Source organism: Pseudomonas sp. F2, assembly GCF_057174385.1.
Genome location: NZ_CM169904.1, coordinates 2395636 through 2414501, shown reverse-complemented (window position 1 = coordinate 2414501; position 18866 = coordinate 2395636). Strand labels below are relative to the sequence as shown.

At 58.8% G+C, this 18866-nt stretch carries 26 protein-coding genes; 17 read left to right on the top strand and 9 right to left on the bottom strand.

All coding sequences use genetic code 11. The features are described 5' to 3' along the window. Position 1: 1 nt before the first annotated feature. From AC193Q_RS10705 to AC193Q_RS10665, 9 genes are all read right to left on the bottom strand, one after another. The gene (locus tag AC193Q_RS10705; RefSeq protein ID WP_103305111.1) at positions 2 to 277 is read right to left on the bottom strand and encodes a pyocin activator PrtN family protein; all 276 of its coding nucleotides are present in this window, start codon (positions 275 to 277) and stop codon (positions 2 to 4) included. Continuing rightward, positions 274 to 1455, bottom strand: a complete 1182-nt coding sequence (locus AC193Q_RS10700) for a hypothetical protein (RefSeq protein WP_483879527.1) — start codon at positions 1453 to 1455, stop codon at positions 274 to 276. Before AC193Q_RS10700 ends, AC193Q_RS10705 begins: the two co-directional genes overlap by 4 nt. Further along, on the bottom strand, positions 1452 to 1994 hold the full coding sequence (locus AC193Q_RS10695) for a phosphohydrolase (RefSeq protein WP_473013084.1): 543 nt from the start codon (positions 1992 to 1994) through the stop codon (positions 1452 to 1454). Before AC193Q_RS10695 ends, AC193Q_RS10700 begins: the two co-directional genes overlap by 4 nt. Beyond that, complete coding sequence (locus tag AC193Q_RS10690; RefSeq protein WP_483879526.1) at positions 1991 to 2530, bottom strand: hypothetical protein; 540 nt, start codon at positions 2528 to 2530, stop codon at positions 1991 to 1993. Before AC193Q_RS10690 ends, AC193Q_RS10695 begins: the two co-directional genes overlap by 4 nt. Before the next feature lie 55 nt (positions 2531 to 2585). Further along, positions 2586 to 2903, bottom strand: a complete 318-nt coding sequence (locus AC193Q_RS10685; protein ID WP_038362343.1) for a pyocin activator PrtN family protein — start codon at positions 2901 to 2903, stop codon at positions 2586 to 2588. 158 nt (positions 2904 to 3061) lie between these two features. Beyond that, positions 3062 to 3343, bottom strand: coding sequence for a phage antirepressor KilAC domain-containing protein (locus AC193Q_RS10680; protein WP_483879525.1), 282 nt, complete (start codon positions 3341 to 3343; stop codon positions 3062 to 3064). Between the two features lie 10 nt (positions 3344 to 3353). Next, a complete protein-coding gene (locus AC193Q_RS10675) occupies positions 3354 to 3944 on the bottom strand; it encodes a hypothetical protein (protein WP_483879524.1) in 591 nt (196 codons plus the stop codon). After that, the gene (locus AC193Q_RS10670) at positions 3941 to 4117 is read right to left on the bottom strand and encodes a hypothetical protein (protein WP_162999859.1); all 177 of its coding nucleotides are present in this window, start codon (positions 4115 to 4117) and stop codon (positions 3941 to 3943) included. The genes AC193Q_RS10675 and AC193Q_RS10670 overlap by 4 nt, the downstream gene beginning before the upstream one ends. 84 nt (positions 4118 to 4201) lie before the next feature. After that, positions 4202 to 4927 carry an XRE family transcriptional regulator gene (locus AC193Q_RS10665; RefSeq protein ID WP_038362533.1) on the bottom strand — a complete coding sequence of 242 codons (726 nt, stop codon included), beginning with the start codon at positions 4925 to 4927 and terminating at the stop codon, positions 4202 to 4204. A 100-nt stretch (positions 4928 to 5027) separates the two neighbouring features. On the opposite strand from AC193Q_RS10665, the gene AC193Q_RS10660 reads away from it, so the two are divergent. The 17 genes from AC193Q_RS10660 (at position 5028) to AC193Q_RS10580 (ending at position 18842) form a co-directional block, all read left to right on the top strand. Then, positions 5028 to 5252 (top strand): helix-turn-helix transcriptional regulator, encoded by a 225-nt coding sequence (locus AC193Q_RS10660; RefSeq protein WP_080750752.1) that lies wholly within the window; start codon positions 5028 to 5030, stop codon positions 5250 to 5252. A 327-nt stretch (positions 5253 to 5579) separates the two neighbouring features. Further along, positions 5580 to 6098 (top strand): phage regulatory CII family protein, encoded by a 519-nt coding sequence (locus AC193Q_RS10655; RefSeq protein WP_038362352.1) that lies wholly within the window; start codon positions 5580 to 5582, stop codon positions 6096 to 6098. Then, on the top strand, positions 6091 to 6321 hold the full coding sequence (locus tag AC193Q_RS10650) for a TraR/DksA family transcriptional regulator (RefSeq protein WP_122612692.1): 231 nt from the start codon (positions 6091 to 6093) through the stop codon (positions 6319 to 6321). The genes AC193Q_RS10655 and AC193Q_RS10650 overlap by 8 nt, the downstream gene beginning before the upstream one ends. Then, entirely contained in the window at positions 6311 to 8530 is a 2220-nt protein-coding gene (locus AC193Q_RS10645) for a VapE domain-containing protein (protein ID WP_103305116.1), read from the top strand. The genes AC193Q_RS10650 and AC193Q_RS10645 overlap by 11 nt, the downstream gene beginning before the upstream one ends. Beyond that, positions 8523 to 8882 (top strand): PA0613 family protein, encoded by a 360-nt coding sequence (locus tag AC193Q_RS10640; RefSeq protein WP_038362361.1) that lies wholly within the window; start codon positions 8523 to 8525, stop codon positions 8880 to 8882. The genes AC193Q_RS10645 and AC193Q_RS10640 overlap by 8 nt, the downstream gene beginning before the upstream one ends. A gap of 526 nt (positions 8883 to 9408) precedes the next feature. Next, entirely contained in the window at positions 9409 to 9753 is a 345-nt protein-coding gene (locus AC193Q_RS10635) for a phage holin family protein (RefSeq protein WP_038362364.1), read from the top strand. Positions 9754 to 9897: 144 nt separating this feature from the next. Then, positions 9898 to 10500 (top strand): terminase small subunit, encoded by a 603-nt coding sequence (locus AC193Q_RS10630; RefSeq protein WP_483879523.1) that lies wholly within the window; start codon positions 9898 to 9900, stop codon positions 10498 to 10500. A gap of 4 nt (positions 10501 to 10504) precedes the next feature. Continuing rightward, positions 10505 to 12529, top strand: a complete 2025-nt coding sequence (locus tag AC193Q_RS10625) for a phage terminase large subunit family protein (protein WP_483879522.1) — start codon at positions 10505 to 10507, stop codon at positions 12527 to 12529. A gap of 1 nt (position 12530) precedes the next feature. Beyond that, positions 12531 to 12737, top strand: coding sequence for a phage head-tail joining protein (locus tag AC193Q_RS10620; protein ID WP_266200793.1), 207 nt, complete (start codon positions 12531 to 12533; stop codon positions 12735 to 12737). Beyond that, on the top strand, positions 12737 to 14221 hold the full coding sequence (locus AC193Q_RS10615; protein WP_483879521.1) for a phage portal protein: 1485 nt from the start codon (positions 12737 to 12739) through the stop codon (positions 14219 to 14221). The genes AC193Q_RS10620 and AC193Q_RS10615 overlap by 1 nt, the downstream gene beginning before the upstream one ends. Then, positions 14218 to 15360, top strand: coding sequence for a head maturation protease, ClpP-related (locus tag AC193Q_RS10610; protein WP_483879520.1), 1143 nt, complete (start codon positions 14218 to 14220; stop codon positions 15358 to 15360). The genes AC193Q_RS10615 and AC193Q_RS10610 overlap by 4 nt, the downstream gene beginning before the upstream one ends. Continuing rightward, positions 15357 to 15701 (top strand): head decoration protein, encoded by a 345-nt coding sequence (locus tag AC193Q_RS10605; RefSeq protein WP_483879519.1) that lies wholly within the window; start codon positions 15357 to 15359, stop codon positions 15699 to 15701. Before AC193Q_RS10610 ends, AC193Q_RS10605 begins: the two co-directional genes overlap by 4 nt. 62 nt (positions 15702 to 15763) lie before the next feature. Further along, on the top strand, positions 15764 to 16759 hold the full coding sequence (locus tag AC193Q_RS10600) for a major capsid protein (RefSeq protein ID WP_483879518.1): 996 nt from the start codon (positions 15764 to 15766) through the stop codon (positions 16757 to 16759). A 2-nt stretch (positions 16760 to 16761) separates the two neighbouring features. Continuing rightward, a complete protein-coding gene (locus tag AC193Q_RS10595; protein ID WP_277760813.1) occupies positions 16762 to 17082 on the top strand; it encodes a head-tail joining protein in 321 nt (106 codons plus the stop codon). Further along, positions 17079 to 17735 (top strand): hypothetical protein, encoded by a 657-nt coding sequence (locus tag AC193Q_RS10590; protein ID WP_483879517.1) that lies wholly within the window; start codon positions 17079 to 17081, stop codon positions 17733 to 17735. The genes AC193Q_RS10595 and AC193Q_RS10590 overlap by 4 nt, the downstream gene beginning before the upstream one ends. Position 17736: 1 nt before the next feature. Further along, a complete protein-coding gene (locus tag AC193Q_RS10585) occupies positions 17737 to 18258 on the top strand; it encodes a hypothetical protein (RefSeq protein ID WP_483879516.1) in 522 nt (173 codons plus the stop codon). Next, a complete protein-coding gene (locus tag AC193Q_RS10580) occupies positions 18255 to 18842 on the top strand; it encodes a phage baseplate assembly protein V (protein WP_483879515.1) in 588 nt (195 codons plus the stop codon). The genes AC193Q_RS10585 and AC193Q_RS10580 overlap by 4 nt, the downstream gene beginning before the upstream one ends. Positions 18843 to 18866 lie beyond the last annotated feature (24 nt).

The window sequence follows — 18866 nt, the reverse complement described above, 5'->3', positions numbered from 1 at the left end:
TTTAACTGGCTCGGCGGTACCCGTTGAGCTGGTTGCACTCTTTCACCGCAGCTTCCCGTTGCAGATCAAGGTAGGCTGCCAGATCAGCGATGTGGATGCCTTTAGCGCTTTTCTGACTCGACTCCAGCCGTGTGATCGGGATTTTGATCTGTCCTGCCATAACCTTGCGCTGGAACATATCGGTCGTCAGGTGCGTGAAGTAATCTTTGCAGACCTGCTCAAGTGGGATAATGGCCCGGCCATTGTATTGGGCCATTAGAATGAAGGAAGTATTCATTTATTCTCCTCGCGAATAACCACTTTTCTTCTGCTGGCCGCAGATAGGTTTGGTATTAATGCTGGTGCGGGCCTTACAGTAAAACATGTTCCACCCACCTCGACTGTTTGAACACCCCTAAGAAATCCAGTTATGTCGATATCAATGCCATTCTTTAAACGACGTTGATGAGCCGCTACCAAATGTAGTATCGGTCGTTTTCGTCCTGTCTCGGTCAGTGGAACTGATCTCGCGTACAGCAAGGATTTAATTTGCTCGGGCATCGAGCCCAGGCGGGCGAGGCAGTTGGATTCGCGGGCCTCTATAGTCCAGCAATGTCGGCTATCGGCTATGAATTGCAGAGCGATTGAAGCCCTGGCTTCACGATCTTTGAGCTCCTTTTCGGGAGTGGTGAAATAATGATTACTTTTGTATCGATCAGATAGCTCAAAGCGTTGATCACAGGCAACCACTTTGCCTTCTTTCGTTATGCAAAAGAATGATCGCTCACCTTCTACAAATTCATTTTCCGATGCGGCAATTATAATTTCATACAACTGTCCACCTGACCGTCTATACCAGGTCTTGGGTAAATTGGTGACTTTTCGAATATATGTGGCTTGAAAGAAACCACCATATTCATCGGGCCGGGCTTGATGAGTTCTCGTAAACCCAATGCATCCAATCGAAGGCATAGGGTCATTGATGACATCAAACTCCCAATCTCCAACGCACGTTGTATTGGGCGCGATGATGACTCTGTCGTTGCTCGGAATATACGGCCCGATCCGTCTGATAAGGTTCAATCGCTCATTAGTAAGCGTGTTAGGACCCGCTCCTTTACTTTTTTTGATTCTGGTCTCAAAACAGGTAATTAAGGCAGCGGCGACACAGTCTTCAAAAGAATCAGTTGTCCATAAATCTTGGGTGTCTGTCGCCTGATATCCATCGTTTCCAGAAAGGTGCGTATACCCCACTGCAGGCTGCGCGGGCGGGCGATCCTGAGCGATTAGCGTTGCATTGGGTGTGGCTGCCTCGCGCAGCTTTTCGTGGGGTATAAGTACCTCTGCAGTGGCGCTGGAGGAGGCAATAATGCCTGCTGCTGCGCAGCAGAGACTATTGTTTACAGGCGTGTCGATCCCACTGTCATCGCGAAGCAAAGCGGCCAGCATTTGCGTGTTGTCCTGTGAGTGCGTCATGCCGCTTTCCTCCGATGTTCGATAGCAAGTTGATCCATCAGGCGCTGGTGGTAAGTGTTGCGCGCCTCTGCGGCAGACCACGGACGGATGGTTTCAACCATGGGTTCAATGCCGACCAAGCAATCCCAGATAGCCGGTTCGGTTGGCATGAGGTCGCGACGTTCGGTGGCCAGTGCTATCAGGTCGGCCTGATGGATGCAGGTCGGGAGTTCTGGGGCGATATCGAACCGCTCGCAAACGCGCCACCAAATGCAGTCCTCGAAGTGTTGGTAGGCACTAATCCACTGCTTGAGTGGCCGTGTCATATCGCCCAAGTACGCCTCGGGAGCGTCATGGAGCAAGGCCACAAGTTTGTGTTCTTCTGGCACCAGGTCGGCGACGATGCAGCTGTGCTGAGCCACGCTGTAAAACTCGCGGGTGTGGCCGTTGAAGCGGCACAAATGAGCCAGCGAGTGTGCAATGTCTCGCGGATCGATCATTTCGGCGTCCGGCTCAAGCAAATCAAAGCGCTTGCCGGTATGGGTGAGGATCCAGCTCATGCTGCACCTCTCGATTGCGCGGCGGTCGCAATAGCCTGGTGTTCTTGTTGGAAAAAAACGGCAGCGTTCTCCGCATCGTCCGTGCTGAGAGCAATACGAAGAGGAACCACCTCAACCTTTGCAGGGCCTGTTAATTCGGCGGGTTTCAGTAAATCGGCCATGGCGAGCGCTTGGTCGATCAGGGCGCGGGTTTCGCGTTCGAGTTTTTTCCCCGTGCGGAAGGCGGCGAACGTATCGGCGGCAATGCGGAGCTTTTCGGCGATTTCGAGCAGCGTCTGGCGTTCGGGATTGCCGAGCGTCAACGCTTGCTGAAGGCGTTTGCTGAATTGCGCCAAGTGGGCGTGGTCAGCCTTGATGAATTTGAGGGAGGCTCTTAACTCGCTAATGGTCTTGGCGCTTTCGGCGCGCAGGATGTCGTCGCTTTGTTTCATGCCAGCGGACATGCCGTCGGTACGGCCCATGATGTAGCCGGCCCAGACTAATAGTCCGGCCAGAATGATTAGGGCGATGAGTGCGCAGATTTGAATTGCAGTCATTTGGTTTGCTCCTGGTTCAGTGTCGGACTGGTGGTGGCAGTCCTTGAGATAAGGCTTACTCGGTTGGCTCGTCTTGCTGGCTCTGCATGTCTTCGTCGGCCTGGTAGGCGCGGATATCGATGAGCGATGCAACGTGTCGAATGTGGGCGTACTTGGGCGCTTTCCGACTTGAGTCCAGTGTGGTGATCGGAAGCTGGATCCGACCGCTGTTGATTTCAATCACAAACTTTTGCTCGTTGAGGTTGCGGAAATACTTTTCGCGTACGGCCTCCAGCGGAATCAGCACATCACCGAAGGTGCGGTACAGCAGCTCGATGGTCGTGGATTCAGGAGCGGGGCGTAGCCGCAGTGGGGCTTGGGCTGCATTACTCATGGCTTTGTGTGGCCTCCTTGCGTTTGCTTCTTGCTGGATGGTTCCAGGCGTTCAGGCAATGGCGTTTGGTCAACTCCCGCAGATGCTCGGGCACCTCAAGGAGCGCGGCATTGCGCTCCTCTCGTGTCCGCATTGCGATGATCTGTCGGGCGTATTCCCTAGGCCACGTCACGGCGGTCTGCCGGAATTTCAGGTAGGTCGATGCCGAGTTTTTCAGCCAGCCAACGAATGCCGGCTTGCTTGACCCGCGTCGACTGGCTGTATTGCAAGCCGTACTTTTCGTCATGCCAGGTGCCGTCCTTGACCCGCAGATACTCTTTGTCCCGTTTTGGGTAAGCCGGCAGGTTGCCCTTAAGCAGGTCTTTTTCCCGCATGAGTGCAATCAGTTTTGGACGTGTGAGGCCTAGTTGCGAGGCTGCTTGGGCGAGGGTGCGTTCCATGTCGTCCACCTCATGCCGCATGTGCGGCAGGTGTTGCTGCGGCCGCGAGATGGTTGATGGACTCGATAACCATCAGGTAAATCTCGGCATCGGTGTCGCTCACGGTGAAGCATCGGGTGTTGGGGCTTTTGTTCCCGATGCTCAGGATGATGGTCGCCCTTCGGCGCGTGTGTGTGCGGTGAATGGCAACGTGCAGGGGGAGATCAAACCCCATGTCGAGGCTCAGCACGCCGCCGGTGCGCACCAGCTCAAGCACGCGCTGCTTGTCTTGGGTTTCAAAGCGGCCGTATACGCGGCTGGCATGCGGGAGATGAACCGGATCGCTGCTATTGCTCGGATCGAACGGTCCGTTAGCGATCTCTTCAATGAAGTCGGCCAGCTTAAGGTGAGTTTTCTTGTCGCTTGGAAGGGTCAGCGTGTGACGCTCAGTCCCCAGCTCGACACTGAATGCGGTCTCAGTTGCGCCCCGTTCCACTTTGAGGCGGAACGCAAGGCACTCGCGCGTGGGAGCGGTTCGTAGGACATGATTGAAGGTTTCGGTCAGGTTGACCTGAGCTTTGAGCAGCTGCAGGGTGCGGTTGTCGATTCGGTATTTGCTCATGCCGCGTGCCCTCCGCCATTTGGATCAAATGGAGAGGCTTGGGGCTTGGCAATAAGCTTCGGTTTGTTGTTGTGAATGATGACCAAGCAGCCGGTGATGGACTGCAGCTGCTCGATCATCTTTTTATTACTGACGCACGCCGGGTGGACGTGGAGGGTTGCACTGGTTTGCATAGGTGATGCCTCGCTCTGTGGTGTGAGAGTGAGGCAAATATCACGCAGTGTGTTTTTTAAGTCAACACGGTATGTGATTATTTTTCACGGCGCGTGCAAAAAACGAGATGATTTTAGGATGCCGCCGACCAGGTGGATCTCAATTACGTCGGCCGCGGCGATATGAATTGGTGGGTGTTCGGCATTCACGCTATCCAAGCGGTACATCCCATCTCTCAGGTAAATGAACTCCTTGATCATCGTTCGGCCTTCTGTGGTTCTTACCACGACCTCATCGCCGCTGAAGTAGTTCTTGTTGGGTTCGATCAGCACGTACTCACCATTTTTGATCCTGGGAAGCATGCTGTCGCCGGTAACCTTCAATCCGTAGGCATCTGGATCATCGCTGTGGATACTTAAGTAACCATCGCCGTGGCCTGGAGGAAAATCAAGCGCTTCAAAATATCCTTCATTGCCCAGCTGTGCGGTTCCAACCACCGGAACACTCCCTGTTTTCGCTTGTCCTGCCGATGTCAATCCTTCGCTCTGGCTGCTCTTGAGTCGAGGAGGATATCTGATGTCGTAAATATTGCCGTGCGCATCACCAGATAGGTGAGGTAACGGCCCCTCGACATCTTTGACCAACTGTGTGAGCGACGTTTTTAGGGCAGCAGCAATTTTCCCTAGATCCTGAAGGTTGGGCTGGCGTTGGTCCTTCTCATAGTTACCTATGCGAGATTGTGATTCCCAGCCACAGGCAAGGGCCAGATCTTTCTGGCTCATACCCTTGGCTTTTCTAAGTGATTTGATGCGTGAGCCGAGTGTGTTCATTTGCATTTTTTACCACGCATTGAAATAAATTTATCGCACTTTGCGTGTTGTAAAAATCACGAATCGTGTTTATTCTGCGGTTCAGTTATAGGAGGTCGTTATGAACAGGATTGCTGACCATCGAGAAAGGGCGGGTATAAAGCAGCGGGATTTGGTTTCGACTCTTGGATGGACGCAGACACGGCTTAGTAATTATGAGTCCGGACGGCGTATAGCTGGACTTGCAGAATCTCGTGCGATTACGGCTGCGTTGAATCAGCTCGGAGTCAAATGCTCGCTTGATGATGTCTTTCCGCCAGAGATAGATTTCAAAAAAGTAGCTTAGAAAAAAGGCGACCGAAGGGTCGCCCAGTTCCTCCCGACACGCACCACCACAGCGCTGTCGGGCCGCGATTGGGATTGGCGGGCAAACCAAATGCAAAACCGCCCATTCCTCTCGCGTTTTCCAGAGCTCGGAAGCTTTGGTGTTGCTGCCTTTTCCACCACAGAGCTGGCAGCTTTTGCGCCAGGGGTGAACAACGGATTGTTCGCCCCGGCACGGTGCCGGTGTTGGTCATAGGGACCTCGCCGGCGTTTGGGCCTATCAAGCCACACGACAAATGTATCACTACTGCCTGTCGTGCGGCACTGGCAACATTCAAGGATTAATGCCATGAGCCGAATCGCTCTGAGTTCTGTAGATCGAGCCCAGCGGGAAGTCCTGCCGCTCGATCTTGCGCTTTATCACGCTGCACGCGACTACCCAGGCGGCGCCGCTGCTATCGCAGCCACCACTGGCCGCAACGCCACGACGTTGCAGCACAAGCTTTCCCCAACCCATCCAAGCCACACCGTGAACATCCAAGAGTTTGGCGAGATCCTGGAACTGACTAAGGATCGCCGCATTCTGGATGCGGTGCATGCGCTGGTCGGCGACACGACTTGGCAGGAACTGGCTGAGGCCTACACCAACGACATGCCCGAGACATTGACGACCGGCATCGCGGAGTATTTCCGGCAAGTGGCGGATCTGGCCGAGACCTGGGCTAAGAGCATCGGTGACGGCGTCGTCACCGACCAAGAACTGGCGGCGATTCGTCTGCAGGTATTTCGTGGGATTCAGGGTCTGCTCGGATTGTTCAACCGCGCCACCTACGTCAACCAGACGACGCGAGGTGCTGACCATGGCTGACATCGCAGACTTCGCTAATGATCTGGTTCTAGAGCGTGTCGACCAAGCGCTCGCAGCACGTCGAATCGCCGCCAAACCTGCCTTGGCGGCGCACTCGTTTCAGTTCTGCGAAGAGTGCGATGAGCCAATTCCGGAAGCGCGCCGTGTGGCGCAGCCTGGCTGCACGCATTGTGTGGATTGTCTTTCCCTCGTGGAATTGAAGGGAGCTCGTCATGCTCGATGAAGTATTGGCGCAGTTCGCGGACTACGGTCTTTTACCAGCGCAGCCGCTGGTGTTCGGTAAGCTCACTCGGTGCAAGACAGCGCAGGATAAGGGCACAGAGAAAAACGGCTGGTATGTCGCCCATGAACATCGCACCGAGAAAGGCGAGACGCTTATTTTCGGCTCATTCGGCGATTGGCGTTCGGGCGAAACGCAGAAGATCAAGGTTAAAGCCGGTCGGATGTCTCCCGAAGAACGCGAGGTTATGCGCGCCCGTCAGGAGGAGGGCAAACGTCGTGCTGCTGAGGTGGCAGCCAATTCGGCGCGCCGGGCGGCGAAGCGTGCGGGCGGCTTATTCCAGCGCATGCCGGAGAAGGGTCGCAGCGAGTATCTGGACCGCAAGCAGATTGTCGGTTTCCGGGTTCGCTACGCGCCGCGCTCAGGTGCAGTCTTGGTTCCCATGAGCAATGCGCGGGACGAAATCGTCGGGCTTCAGGTGATTTACCCGAGCAAACAGGAAGACACCGGTCGGGACAAGTCCTACTGGCCCTACGGGATGTCGAAAGAGGGTGCTTTCCACCTTATCGGGCCGGATGCTGAGCCAGGTGATCCAGTACTGGTATGTGAGGGCTACGCCACCGGCGCCAGCCTGCACATGGCGACTTCGCTGACCGTGGCGGTGGCATTCGACGCGGGTAACCTGCTGGCCGTGTGTAAGGCCATGCGCGAGCGGTTTGCCGGTTGCCCTCTGATCATTTGCAGGGACGATGACTGGAAGACCACGAAGCCAAACGGCGACGCCTGGAACCCAGGTGAAGAGAAGGCCAATAACGCGGCACTGATCGTCGGTGGCCAAGTGGTTGCGCCGATCTTCTCCAGTGAGCGGGAAGTGAAGTGGACCGACTTCAACGATCTGCATGTCGCCGAGGGTTTGGAGGCGGTGCGCCGTCAGGTATTGGCTGTGGTCAAGCCACCGGCTGCAGGTGGTTGGAAAGATCTACTAGCTCGCAGCGATAGCGGCGCTCTGATCGCACACATGCAGAACGTTGAATTGATACTGGCCAATGATCCACGTTGGGCTGGGGTCATCAGCTACAGCGCCTTCAGTTCGAAGCTCGTCAAGCTACGTGCGGCGCCTTATGGCGGCGGCACGGGAGACTGGGCGGATATCGATGACGTGCGGGTGATGAAGTGGCTCGCGCAGCAATACAACCTTCGGGTCAAGGCGTCCCATGTGATCGAGGCGGTCAGTGTGGTCGCACATGATCATGCGTTTCATCCGGTGCGGCAGTACCTGCGCAAGCTCGAATGGGATCGCGTGCCTCGTCTGGAAAGCTGGCTCACCGATGTCATGGGTGTGAAGGCCACCGACTACTCGTCCAAGGTTGGCAAGCGCTGGATGTTGTCGGCCGTGGCGCGAGTGATGAAGCCTGGCTGCAAGGCTGACTCGGTGATGATCCTTGAGGGTGCGCAGGGCGCCGGTAAGTCGACGGCGATGAGCATTCTCGGCGGCGAGTGGTTCATGGATACGCCGTTCGCGCTGGGCGACAAGGACGGCTTTCAGGCGATCAGGGGCAAGTGGATTGTCGAGCTGGGCGAGCTGGACAGCTTCAACAAGGCCGAGAGTACCAAGGCCAAGCAGTTTTTCTCGGCGTCCACGGACACTTATCGCGAGAGTTACGGCCGTCGCACCATGGACGTGCCGCGCCAGTGCGTGTTCGTGGGTACGACGAACCAGGACGAATACCTCAAGGACGCGACTGGTAACCGCCGTTATTGGCCGGTGGCATGTACCAAAGTGGATCTGGAGTTGTTGCGCTCGATCCGCGACCAGCTTTGGGCCGAGGCGGTTTTCTGCTACGACGCGGGCGACCTCTGGTGGGTAACGCTGGATGAGGCGGCATTGTTCGCGGAGGAGCAGGACGAGCGCTTCGTAGTGGACGAATGGGAAACACCAATCTTGACCTGGTTGGAAGAGTCGCAGATTGGTGAGACCACGACCGGCAGCGAGGTGCTGACTCAGGCTCTCAAGCTCGACCCGGGACATTGGGGTAAGCCGGAGCAAATGCGTGTCGGTGCAATCCTGCATCGGTTGGGCTGGAGACGTTTCCGGCTCGGTGCAATGACCAAGAGTCGGCAGCGGTTGTGGGGCTACAAAAAGCCAGCGGACTGGGGGAAGGCGCCTGCCTTGGAATTAGAAGCTTCAGAGGAGCCTTGTTTCGGTGATTAAGGAGATCGATTCGCTGCTTCGGTTGTGGGCGCAGGAGCTGCATTCCGAACATTCGAAAGGGGGGCTTGCTGGGGGGAACATGGTTGCCATGATGATGGAGAGCAATGGGCAACTGATTCGTGGACGGCGGGCCTTTCGTGCGCCGCTGGAGAGTTCTCTCGACATCGAGCTGATCGTGAACAAGCATCTTCCGCCTGAGCTGGTGACGGTTGTGCGGGAGCATTACTGCACGCTCGACGTTGATATGCGCTTGCGGTACGCGCACTGCGGTTGTGGCCGTGACACGTACTACCAGCGCCTGCATGAGGCACACCTGCAGATCTTCGGCGTAATGATGGGGATGGCTGCGTGACCCCAGGCTTTCGTCCGGCTGTTGCTGTCCCACCGGCCCGCCTTGTCCCACTATGTTTAGACGTAGTGGGACAGGTGCGGGCCTTGTCTTTGCTGGGCTGTCCCACCGTCCCACCTTGCAACGTCACCCGCCCGCATATGCGTAGCAGACACAATGCACGCGCGCTTCACGCGCAAGCGTGTTTATAAATTTCTCTCTTTACACGAGAAAATAGATAAATAAGTAGGACGGTGGGGCAAAGCCCCGAATCTAGGCGCTCTCAGGCGTCCCACCTCAATTCTAAAAGGTGGGACAGATGGGACGGCGCCGAAACAACAGAATGCCGTGGTGAGATATTCGCTTACATTCGCTAGACGTTCACACCACATTGACCACTTATTCACCGGGTGGCATTAAACCGGGGTTGCTGCCACCGGAATCGACCTGTAAAAAGTAGTCATCTTCGATAGGTGCGACCGCAGAGAGCGGCACGCACCAACCACCAAACCCGGCCATTGCGCCGGGTTTTTGCGTTTAGGGGTTGGCGATGACAAGCGAGCAACAAGCACTGGCAGAAATGCCAATCTGGTTAGTGATCGTCCTGGCTCTGGTCGGTGGCGTATCGGGAGAGATGTGGCGGGCCGACAAGGACGGGGCGCGTGGCTGGGCATTGTTGCGCAGGCTGGCACTTCGGTCCGGCGCCTGCATTGTGTGCGGGGTGTCGGCGATGATGCTGATGATCGCCGCCGGCATGACAATCTGGACGGCTGGCGCCTTGGGTTGCCTGACTGCGATGGCAGGTGCAGATGTGGCCATCGGGTTGTACGAACGCTGGGCTGCCAAGCGGCTTGGCGTGTGCGATGTCCCGCCGAATGGCGGTGGGCCAGCCTGAAACCGCCGGGGACCCTGGGGTTATTCGGAGGGTACGGGGTCGGAAACCCGCGGGAAAGTGTTAGCGGGGGCGCCCCCAGCTTACTGAAATTCAATCCATTGAAATTGAAAGGTCTGCATTGAAAAGCCGTTGAAAGGAGGGCTTATGACAGAACCAACTTACCTGTCAAAAAGCGCCTTTGCGGCGCGGATCGGCAGGGCACCGAGCTACATCACTTGGTTGAAAAACAACAACCGCCTGGTGCTGTCGCCGGACGGAAAACTGGTGGACGTTCAGGCCAGCGAAGCGTTGATTCGCGACACCGCTGACCCGAGCAAAGCCGCCGTCGCTGATCGGCACCAACAAGACCGGATTCAGCGTGACGTTTACAACCAACTGTCGACCCAAACCGAGCCGACTTCCACGGCTGCGCCGCCGCAGGTGCTTACCGGCGAAGGCAAACTCCCCGACTTCCAGAAGGCCCGCGCCCTGCGTGAGCACAACATGGCCAAGCTGGCGGAGATCGAACTTGGCAAAGCCCAAGGCTCGCTGGTCTCCAAGGAGGCGGTCGAAACCGGTGCCTACAACGCCGGCCGAATGCTGCGCGATCAACTGTTCGGGCCACTGCCGCAACTGTCCCACGACCTTGCGGCCATGACCGATCCCTGGCTGATCGAAAAACACCTGACGGCCACCTTCCGTCGAACGCTGGAAGAAGCCGAGCGGCTCTCTTCGGCAGATCTTGAACACGCCATGACAACGGACTGAACCCATGCACGCGGAATTTCCTGACGGTGCAGAGGTGTACCGTGAGGCTTATTTCCGTGGACTGCGCCCCGATCCAGACCTTTGGATCGACGAATGGGCCGATGAGTACATGCGAATCCCGCGTGACACCGGTGCCCCTGAACCCGGCCAGTATCGCACCTCACGGACACCTTATGCCCGCGAGCCAATGCGCTGCCTGTCGCCGGCTCACCCTTGCAGACGCGTGGTCACCATGGTGGCCTCGCAGCTGATGAAAACGCAGATCGCCCTGAACTGGATGGGCGGCCTGATCCACATGGCGCCGTCGAACATCCTGGCATTGCTGCCGAGCCTGAGCCTATCCAAGCGGGTGTCTGGGCGGATCAGCAAGACCATCAAAGCGACGCCGGTCCTGCGCGAGCGAGTGGCTGCTACCCGTTCGCGGGATGCACGTAACACGATGGACACCAAGGAATTCGAGGGCGGCTCGCTGTACGTCACCACCGCCGGTTCTGCGGCCAACTTATCGGAGCTGTCGGCGCGTTACATTTACGGCGATGAGGTTGATCGCTGGGAGAACGATGTCGGCCAGGAGGGTGATCCCATCCGACTGGCGGAGACGCGAGCGACCAACTTCGGCCGCAACGCCAAGATCTATTTTTCCAGTTCGCCAACGATCAAGGGTGCCTCGCGAATCGCGGATCTGTTCGAGTCCAGCGACCAGCGGCATTACTACGTGCCGTGTCCCACCTGCGGTCACATGCAAGTGCTGGAATGGGAACGGCTGCACTACAGCAAGGACTTCAGCACTGTGCATTACGAGTGCGCAGCACCTGAGTGCGACGTCCTGATCGAGGAGCACCACAAGAGCGACATGCTTGCCCGAGGCGAGTGGCGCGCTCATGCCGCTGGCGACGGCAAAACCGTTGGTTTTCATCTCAATGCACTGTACTCGCCGACCGGCTGGATGAATTGGGCCGGCCTTGCCGTGGAGTTCGAAGACGCCAAGAAAGCCCAGGCCCAAGGCGACACAAGCCTGATGCAGGTGTTCTACAACACCCGGCTGGCCAAGGTCTGGGACAGCGCACTCGAACAGACCAAGGCGGAAGTGTTGATTGCTCGGGCGCGGCTGGAGACCTACACCCTCGGCACGATGCCGGCCGGTGTGCTGATGCTGACCGGCGCCGTCGATGTTCAGGCCAATCGTCTGGAACTGATGGTGATGGGCTTCGGCGTCGGCATGGAACGCTGGGTAGTCGACCACCAGATCATCTGGGGCGATCCGGCAGACGAACGCACCTGGGCGGTGCTGGACGAGAAACTCAAGGCGCGTTACCGGCATCCTTGTGGTGTCGGCCTGGCGATTCTCGCCGTCGGCGTCGACTCCGGTGGTCACCACACCGATGAGGTCTACCAGTTCTGCCGCGTTCGCCGCTGGCGCAACATCTTCGCCATCAAGGGCGCGAGCAAGCCGGGCCGACCGGTGATTGCACAGCGCCCGTCCATGGTCGACGTGACATGGAAAGGCCAGACCGAACGCAACGGCGCCGAGCTGTGGTTTGTCGGTACCGACACTGCCAAAGACTGGATCTACAACCGCTACCCGTTCCCGGACGGGCCGGGTTCGCTGCACTTTGCCAACGACCTGCCGGACGAGTTCTTCGCCCAGTGCGTCGCTGAACGCAAAGTCGTTCGCTACGTGCGCGGACACAAGCGCATCGAATGGGTGAAGGGCAAGGCCGAGCGCAACGAAGCGCTCGACCTGATGGTGTATTGCCTCGCGATGGCGCATTACCTCGGCATCAACCGCTACCAGGAACACGACTGGGATCGGGTGCGTCAGGCGCTGGCCCAGTCCGGCTTGTTCGACGACGCCTTAGGCATCAAGCCTGTTCAGGGCGAGCGACTTGATGGCGAGCAAACACCGGCGCCTGCAGCTGTGCGCCAGGCTCAGACCGCACCACCACCCGCTGCACCGGCTGCGCAATCGCGACCGGCAGCTCCCCCTCAACGCCGTAGTTCCACCAGCGGTTACCTGAAGAGACGCTGATATGTCCTTTACTCAAAAACACCTCGACGCCATCGAGCGCGCCATTGCGCGTGGCGAAAAGACCGTGCGCTACAGCGACAGAACGGTGGAATACCGCGACGTCGACGAACTGCTCCGCGCCCGTGAAGAAATCCGCAGCTCGCTCACCAGCGCTGCCGGCCCGCGCTCGCGGGTTGTGCGGCTCAGTCATGGAGGCAAGGGAATCTGATGGCTCGACAATTCCCGGCGCTCTCACGTAGCGGATTCTTGCTGCCATCGAACATCAAGGCCAGCTACGAAGGCGCCGGGGAGGGTCGCCGATCTGCTAGCTGGGATGCCACCGACAACGGCATCAACAGCATCAACACCCCGGCGCTGCGCAACCTGCGTGCCCGCTCACGGGCGGCGGTGCGCAATGACCCGTATGCGGCCAACGCCATCAACAAACGGGTCAGCAACCTGATCGGCACCGGCATCACGCCACGCCCAAAGGTCAAAGACGAAGCACTGCGCAACCTGCTGCAGGAACTATGGGACGACTGGGCTGACGAGTCGGATGCCGACGGTCTGTGCGACTTCTACGGCCAGCAGGCGCTGGTGGCTCGCACCGTGGAAACGGCGGGCGAGTGTTTTGTGCGGTTGCGTCCGCGCAGTCTGGACGAAGGCCTGGTGGTGCCGCTGCAGCTGCAGACCCTGGCACCGGAGTTCGTGCCGCACGACAAGTTCGAGATGACCAAGACCGGCAACATCATACGCGCCGGGATCGAGTTCAACCCGGCCGGCAAGCGCGTGGCCTACTGGATGTACCGCTCGCACCCGCGTGATGCATCGTCGCTCAACAGCGGCTACAACCAACTGGTGCGCGTGCTAGCCAGCCAGGTGCTGCACATCTTCGAACCGCTGGAACCGGGACAGTTGCGCGGCGTGCCGCGTATGTCACCGGTTCTCAAACGTCTGCGCAGTCTCGACAACTACGACGACGCGGTGCTGTTCCGGCAGGAAGTCTCCAATCTGTTCGCCGGCTTCATCAAACGTCCGTCGCCGGACATGGGCCAGGTACCTCGCGACCCGGTCACCGGCCAGTTGATCACCGCCGACCGCGACGGCTTCACGCCAATGGTCGCGCTGGAACCCGGCACCATGCAGGAGCTGGGCGCCGGTGAGGAGGTCGAGTTCTCCAAACCACCGGACGCTGGCAACAACTACCCGGACTTCATGCGTCAGCAACTGATGGCAGCGGCAGCGGGTACCGATACGCCCTACGAGATCCTCACGGGTGATATGAAAGGCATCAACGACCGTGCGCTGCGCGTCGTACTCAACGAGTTCCGGCGCCGCCTCGAACAACTGCAATTCAACGTCTACATCCACCAGCTTTGCCGGCCGGTCCGCGCTGCTTGGCTGGATATGGCGGTATTGAGCGGCGTGATCGAACTGCCGGACTACGCCAAGCGTCGTCGCGAATTTCTGCGCACGCGCTGGGTGCCGCAAGGGTGGGCCTACATCCAGCCGGTGCAGGACGTGCAGGCGCGAATGCTCGAGGTCAATGCCGGGTTTGGTTCGCGCAGCGAGATGTGTCTGCGCACCGGTTACGACTCAGAAACGGTCGACGCGGAAAACGCCGCCGACGCTCAACGTGCCCGCGACCTGGGCCTCAATTACCGAACGCTCGTCGAGGTTGATAGTGAACACGACGATCAGGAGAAACCATGAAACCGCCGTTCACTCTACGAATCTTCAACAAACTGGACGGGCAACTGCCCGTGCAAGACAAACACTGGTACAGCCTCCGGGCCAGCGGTGAAGCCGAACAGCGCACTATCGAGGTGTATGTCTACGGCGAGATCGGCACCTGGGGTATTACGGCCAATCAGTTCGTGCGTGACCTAGCCGCGCTGGATGACGGAACTTCACCGATTGTAGTGGCGTTCAACAGCATCGGCGGCGACCTGTTTGACGGTCTGGCCATTCATAACGCCCTGTCGCGTCTGGGTGAGCGCTGCACCGGTCGTGTCGATGCCCTGGCAGCCAGTGCCGCGAGCGTTGCAGTCTGCGGCGCTCATCGGGTGGTAATCGCGGAAAACGCCGCACTGATGATCCACAACCCGTGGACTTATGCCTCGGGTGATGCCGAGGATATGCGCAAGGTAGCGACCGCTTTGGATCAAGCGCTGGAGCTCATCATCACGGCCTACAAGGCCAAGGCGCCGGATATCGACGAGGTAGAGTTGCGGCGCCTGGTCAATGCAGAAACCTGGCTGACGGCTCGCGAAGCGGTGGCCCTCGGATTGGCCGATGAAGTCGGCGACGGTGTGCAAATCAAGGCGTGTCTGGGGCAGGGCACGGTCATGCAGAAATACCAGCGCACGCCCCAGGCGCTGCTGGATCTGCTCAACGAACCCACGAAACCGACCGAGCCGGTGGTCGACAAGCCTGAGCCATCGGCACCTGGTGCGGATGCAGCGGCGCTGGCTCTGCTGATCACCCAGTCATGCACTCAGGCCGGTATCAGCAACTTGATCGAACCGCTGATTGCAGCGACCAAGCTGGTTGACGAAGCGACTGTGCAGGCCGCGATCACCCAGGCCAAGTCGATCCGCGATCTTTGCGTTGCTGCCCGGCTGCCAGAGTTTGCGGTGGAGTTTGTACAGGCCGGACTGGACACCGGTGCCGTGCGTGCGCGGCTCTTCGATAAGGTCGTAGGGAAAGGCGGGGGCTTCGAGATCGACAACAGTCTGCCGCAGAACGAAGACCCTGCTCCCAAAATTCAGGCCAAGCAACCCGATCCGCCATCCATTTGGGCGGCACGTCAGGCCGCTCAATCTCAAGCCTTTAAAGGAGTAAGACCATGACCATCAAACGCGAACCGATGCATGCAGGTGAGTTCCTGCTGTCCGAGGGCGCCGGGACCATCTCGCGAGAAGCAATCAACGTCGCTGCCGGTCACGCACTGGAGCCGGGTCAGATCCTCGGCCTGGTGACCGCGAGCAGTGAGTTCGCCCCGTACAACCCAACCGCCGAAGACGGCACGGAAAACGCCGTTGCCATTCTCTACGGCCCGCTCGGTGAGTCGGATGTCGTTCGTCGCGGGCGCGCCGTGGTGCGTTTGGCCGAAGTCAGCGAAGCACACCTGACCGGTCTGGATCTGGCCGCCGAGAAAGCACTCGCCACTCATTTCGTGATCGTCCGCTAAGTCGATCCTTCTTTTATATGCATCCCGCCGCGTGCGGGATTTTTCGTTTCTGGAGAGTACCCATGGCCGATATCACCATTTTTGACGACGAAGCTTTCAGCGTCGACTCGCTGACCGCTGCACTCAATGATCAACCTTACCTGCCGGGACGCATCAGCGCCCTGGGCCTGTTTCGCGAGGAAGGCATCACCACCCTGACCGTTCAGATTGAAAAGGACGGCGATACCCTGGCCCTGGTGCCGGCTGGTGAGCGTGGCACGTCCGGCCTCGTGGTTGCAGGCAGCAAACGCAACCTGATCCCGTTCAACACCGTGCACCTGCCGGAGCGCTTCACGATCAAGGCCGACGAGATCCAAGGCATCCGTGCATTCGGTACTCGTACTGAGTTGCAGGCAGTGCAGGACGTGGTCAATGCACGTCTGGCCAAGGCGCGGCGCCAGTTGGACGCCACGCACGAATTCCAGCGCATGGGTGCATTGAATGGCCAGATCCTTGATGCCGATGGGAAGACCGTACTGCTGGACCTCTATGACCGATTCGGTGTGGATCGCCAGAAACTGTCCATGGGGTTGGCAGATTCGAGCACTGAACTGCGGGTTAAGTGCGGTGAGGCCCTGGACATGCAGGAAGACGCGCTCGGCAGTGTGACTAGCACCGGATCTCGCGCCTTCTGCGGCAAGAACTTCTGGAACAAGCTGATCGTTCATAAGTCGGTCAAAGAGACCTACCTCAACAACCAGCAGGCAGCAGCCCTGCGTGGTGATGCTCGTGAGAGCTTCGAGTTCGGCGGCATCATCTGGGAGCGCTACCGTGGCAAGGTGGCCGGTGTGTCGTTCGTGCACGACGACAAGGCGTTGCTGATTCCCGAAGGCGTGCCGGATCTGTACATCTCGGTGTTTGCTCCTGCTGACTACATGGAAACGGTCAACACCCAGGGTATTCCTTACTACAGCATGATCGAACCATTGCCGTTCAAGAAAGGCATGGCCGGTGAAGCCCAGTCTAATCCGCTACACCTGTGCACGCGGCCTCGGGCGCAGATCTTGCTGGAGCTCTGATCATGTCCTTCCGCGAATTGCTGGAAGACGTCGACGACACGGTGTTCGAAACCCTCGGCGACACGGCTCGGATTGAGGGCTACGACGAGCCGGTGTTGGGCATGTTCGCCGCACCGTGGTTGCAACCCAAGATGGGCAATACCAGGACGGCGTTGCGTGAACCAAAGTTCGAGATTCGCGTCCGCGATTCGCATGGCCTGAGAAAAGGGCTGCTTGTCAGTGTGGATCTGCCGGAGCTGGACGGCGGTGGCGACTATGACCTGCTGCAGCTGGAGCCGGGCGGTGATGGACTCGTCGCCTTGATACTGAGGAAACGCCCATGAGTGTTGGTAGCCACTTCAAGCCCTCGGCCGGCGGCGGGATGATCTCGCTGCAGACCTCGGCGGCAGATCTGAAAGCCTTTCAGGACTTTGCCGCCTTGCTGCCAAAAGCAGCGGCCAACGCCCAGCGCCGAGCCATCAACAAAACCCTGCGCTGGCTTGCCACACAAATTGCCCGCGCCGTCGGCCGGCAGGAACGCATTGCAGTCGCTGCTGTACGTCAGCGCCTGCGGGCCTACCCGGTCAGTGGTGGTGCCAACAGCGGCAAATTGTGGTTCGGCCTCAATGCTATGGAGGCCAGCCGCATTGGTCGCCCTCGGCAGAGTCGATCCGGTGTCTCGGTGGCAGGCCGGCGCTTTCAGGGCGCGTTCTTCAAGAAGGTCTACGGCAACAGCGCAGACGTTTGGATTCGTACCGGCAGCAAGCACTTCAGGGCGAGCGATTATCCCGACAGCGATGTCAGCGGTGCGGTCGGCGCGAGTTCGGGTTGGATCGCCGAGCACGACAACCGCTTCCCCCTAGCCAAGGCCAAGGTGTCGTTGGAGCAGGCCCGCCCGCACTTCGAGAGCTGGGTACGTCAGGCTGACGAACACCTGGTGCATGTCCTGCAGCAGGAACTCAATTTCGAAGTGCAGAAGCACTTGAAGGGGAAATGACGTGACGGATCAATCGGACGAGCCGTTCAGTCTTGAACAGCTGTATCACGCCATCGAGCGGCGCATTCAGCAACACTTTCCGTGCCTGCAGGCGGTGTGCATGTGGCCGGATGATTTGGATCGCTTACCGCTGCCTGCGGTGCTGATCGAATTGGCCGAGATGGAGCCGGGTCTCGATCCGGGAACTGGTGAAACCGGCTTGGCCTGCAAGTTCGAGGCTCGGGTGATCACCGATCCGATTCAGTCGGATCATCATCAACAAGCGGTGTTCTTGGCGGGCCACCTCGCCGCGTTGCTGCGCATGCAGTGCTGGGGCGTTGGGGTTGAGCCGGCCGAGTTCGTTCAGGCCATGCAGGACTGGACCAAACCCGAACTGGACGGATACACCGTCTGGGTCGTGGAATGGACGCAGCAGATCTACCTCGGTGAGGCCGAATGGCCTTGGCCGGATCAGCCGCCGGGCATCCTGGTGTTGAATATTGACCCAGGCGACGGCCCGTTCCGTCCGGAGGACGTGCAATGAGTTCCGGTTACGTCGCGGCCCAGCACGACCGCATGCTCGCCGGCCTGGTCAAGGATTGCTATGTGGTGGCGGTGGATTTCGCCGCATCCCCCCCAGTGTGCCGAGTCTCGGACGGGGAGTGGGTCAGCGGCTGGGTTCGCTGGCACAGCGTTGCAGCAGGCAAGGCGCGGCACTGGCGGGCGCCGAGCATCAATGAGCAGGGCACTTTGATCAGTACCAGCGGCGATGTCGCGCAAGGCACGTTCATTCCTGGTCTTTACGGCAATGGTGGCCCACCACCAGACAACCGCGACCACGTCGAGGTCTGGCGTTTCGATGATGGAGGCTCACTGGTCTACGACTGGCAGGCCAATAGTTACACCATCACCCTGCCGAGCGGTACGGTCACCATCAAGGTCGGATCGACCCAGGCCGAAGTCACCGACAACGCTGTCAGCGTGAAGTCGGGAACGATCGATCTGGAGGGCGCCGTGAACATCAAAGGGCCGGTCAATATCGACGGCCCGCTGCACGCGACACAGAGCATCACCAGCGATGCCGATATTCTGGCCGCCGGTGTAAGTGACAACCACCACAAGCACTAACTCATCACTCATTCAGCCCGCCGC

Coding starts and splice junctions, on each gene's coding strand:
- AC193Q_RS10705 (WP_103305111.1), bottom strand. CDS start 277: ATGAATACTTCCTTCATTCTAATGGCCCAATACAATGGCCGGGCCATT.
- AC193Q_RS10700 (WP_483879527.1), bottom strand. CDS start 1,455: ATGACGCACTCACAGGACAACACGCAAATGCTGGCCGCTTTGCTTCGC.
- AC193Q_RS10695 (WP_473013084.1), bottom strand. CDS start 1,994: ATGAGCTGGATCCTCACCCATACCGGCAAGCGCTTTGATTTGCTTGAG.
- AC193Q_RS10690 (WP_483879526.1), bottom strand. CDS start 2,530: ATGACTGCAATTCAAATCTGCGCACTCATCGCCCTAATCATTCTGGCC.
- AC193Q_RS10685 (WP_038362343.1), bottom strand. CDS start 2,903: ATGAGTAATGCAGCCCAAGCCCCACTGCGGCTACGCCCCGCTCCTGAA.
- AC193Q_RS10680 (WP_483879525.1), bottom strand. CDS start 3,343: ATGGAACGCACCCTCGCCCAAGCAGCCTCGCAACTAGGCCTCACACGT.
- AC193Q_RS10675 (WP_483879524.1), bottom strand. CDS start 3,944: ATGAGCAAATACCGAATCGACAACCGCACCCTGCAGCTGCTCAAAGCT.
- AC193Q_RS10670 (WP_162999859.1), bottom strand. CDS start 4,117: ATGCAAACCAGTGCAACCCTCCACGTCCACCCGGCGTGCGTCAGTAAT.
- AC193Q_RS10665 (WP_038362533.1), bottom strand. CDS start 4,927: ATGAACACACTCGGCTCACGCATCAAATCACTTAGAAAAGCCAAGGGT.
- AC193Q_RS10660 (WP_080750752.1), top strand. CDS start 5,028: ATGAACAGGATTGCTGACCATCGAGAAAGGGCGGGTATAAAGCAGCGG.
- AC193Q_RS10655 (WP_038362352.1), top strand. CDS start 5,580: ATGAGCCGAATCGCTCTGAGTTCTGTAGATCGAGCCCAGCGGGAAGTC.
- AC193Q_RS10650 (WP_122612692.1), top strand. CDS start 6,091: ATGGCTGACATCGCAGACTTCGCTAATGATCTGGTTCTAGAGCGTGTC.
- AC193Q_RS10645 (WP_103305116.1), top strand. CDS start 6,311: ATGCTCGATGAAGTATTGGCGCAGTTCGCGGACTACGGTCTTTTACCA.
- AC193Q_RS10635 (WP_038362364.1), top strand. CDS start 9,409: ATGACAAGCGAGCAACAAGCACTGGCAGAAATGCCAATCTGGTTAGTG.
- AC193Q_RS10630 (WP_483879523.1), top strand. CDS start 9,898: ATGACAGAACCAACTTACCTGTCAAAAAGCGCCTTTGCGGCGCGGATC.
- AC193Q_RS10625 (WP_483879522.1), top strand. CDS start 10,505: ATGCACGCGGAATTTCCTGACGGTGCAGAGGTGTACCGTGAGGCTTAT.
- AC193Q_RS10620 (WP_266200793.1), top strand. CDS start 12,531: ATGTCCTTTACTCAAAAACACCTCGACGCCATCGAGCGCGCCATTGCG.
- AC193Q_RS10615 (WP_483879521.1), top strand. CDS start 12,737: ATGGCTCGACAATTCCCGGCGCTCTCACGTAGCGGATTCTTGCTGCCA.
- AC193Q_RS10610 (WP_483879520.1), top strand. CDS start 14,218: ATGAAACCGCCGTTCACTCTACGAATCTTCAACAAACTGGACGGGCAA.
- AC193Q_RS10605 (WP_483879519.1), top strand. CDS start 15,357: ATGACCATCAAACGCGAACCGATGCATGCAGGTGAGTTCCTGCTGTCC.
- AC193Q_RS10600 (WP_483879518.1), top strand. CDS start 15,764: ATGGCCGATATCACCATTTTTGACGACGAAGCTTTCAGCGTCGACTCG.
- AC193Q_RS10595 (WP_277760813.1), top strand. CDS start 16,762: ATGTCCTTCCGCGAATTGCTGGAAGACGTCGACGACACGGTGTTCGAA.
- AC193Q_RS10590 (WP_483879517.1), top strand. CDS start 17,079: ATGAGTGTTGGTAGCCACTTCAAGCCCTCGGCCGGCGGCGGGATGATC.
- AC193Q_RS10580 (WP_483879515.1), top strand. CDS start 18,255: ATGAGTTCCGGTTACGTCGCGGCCCAGCACGACCGCATGCTCGCCGGC.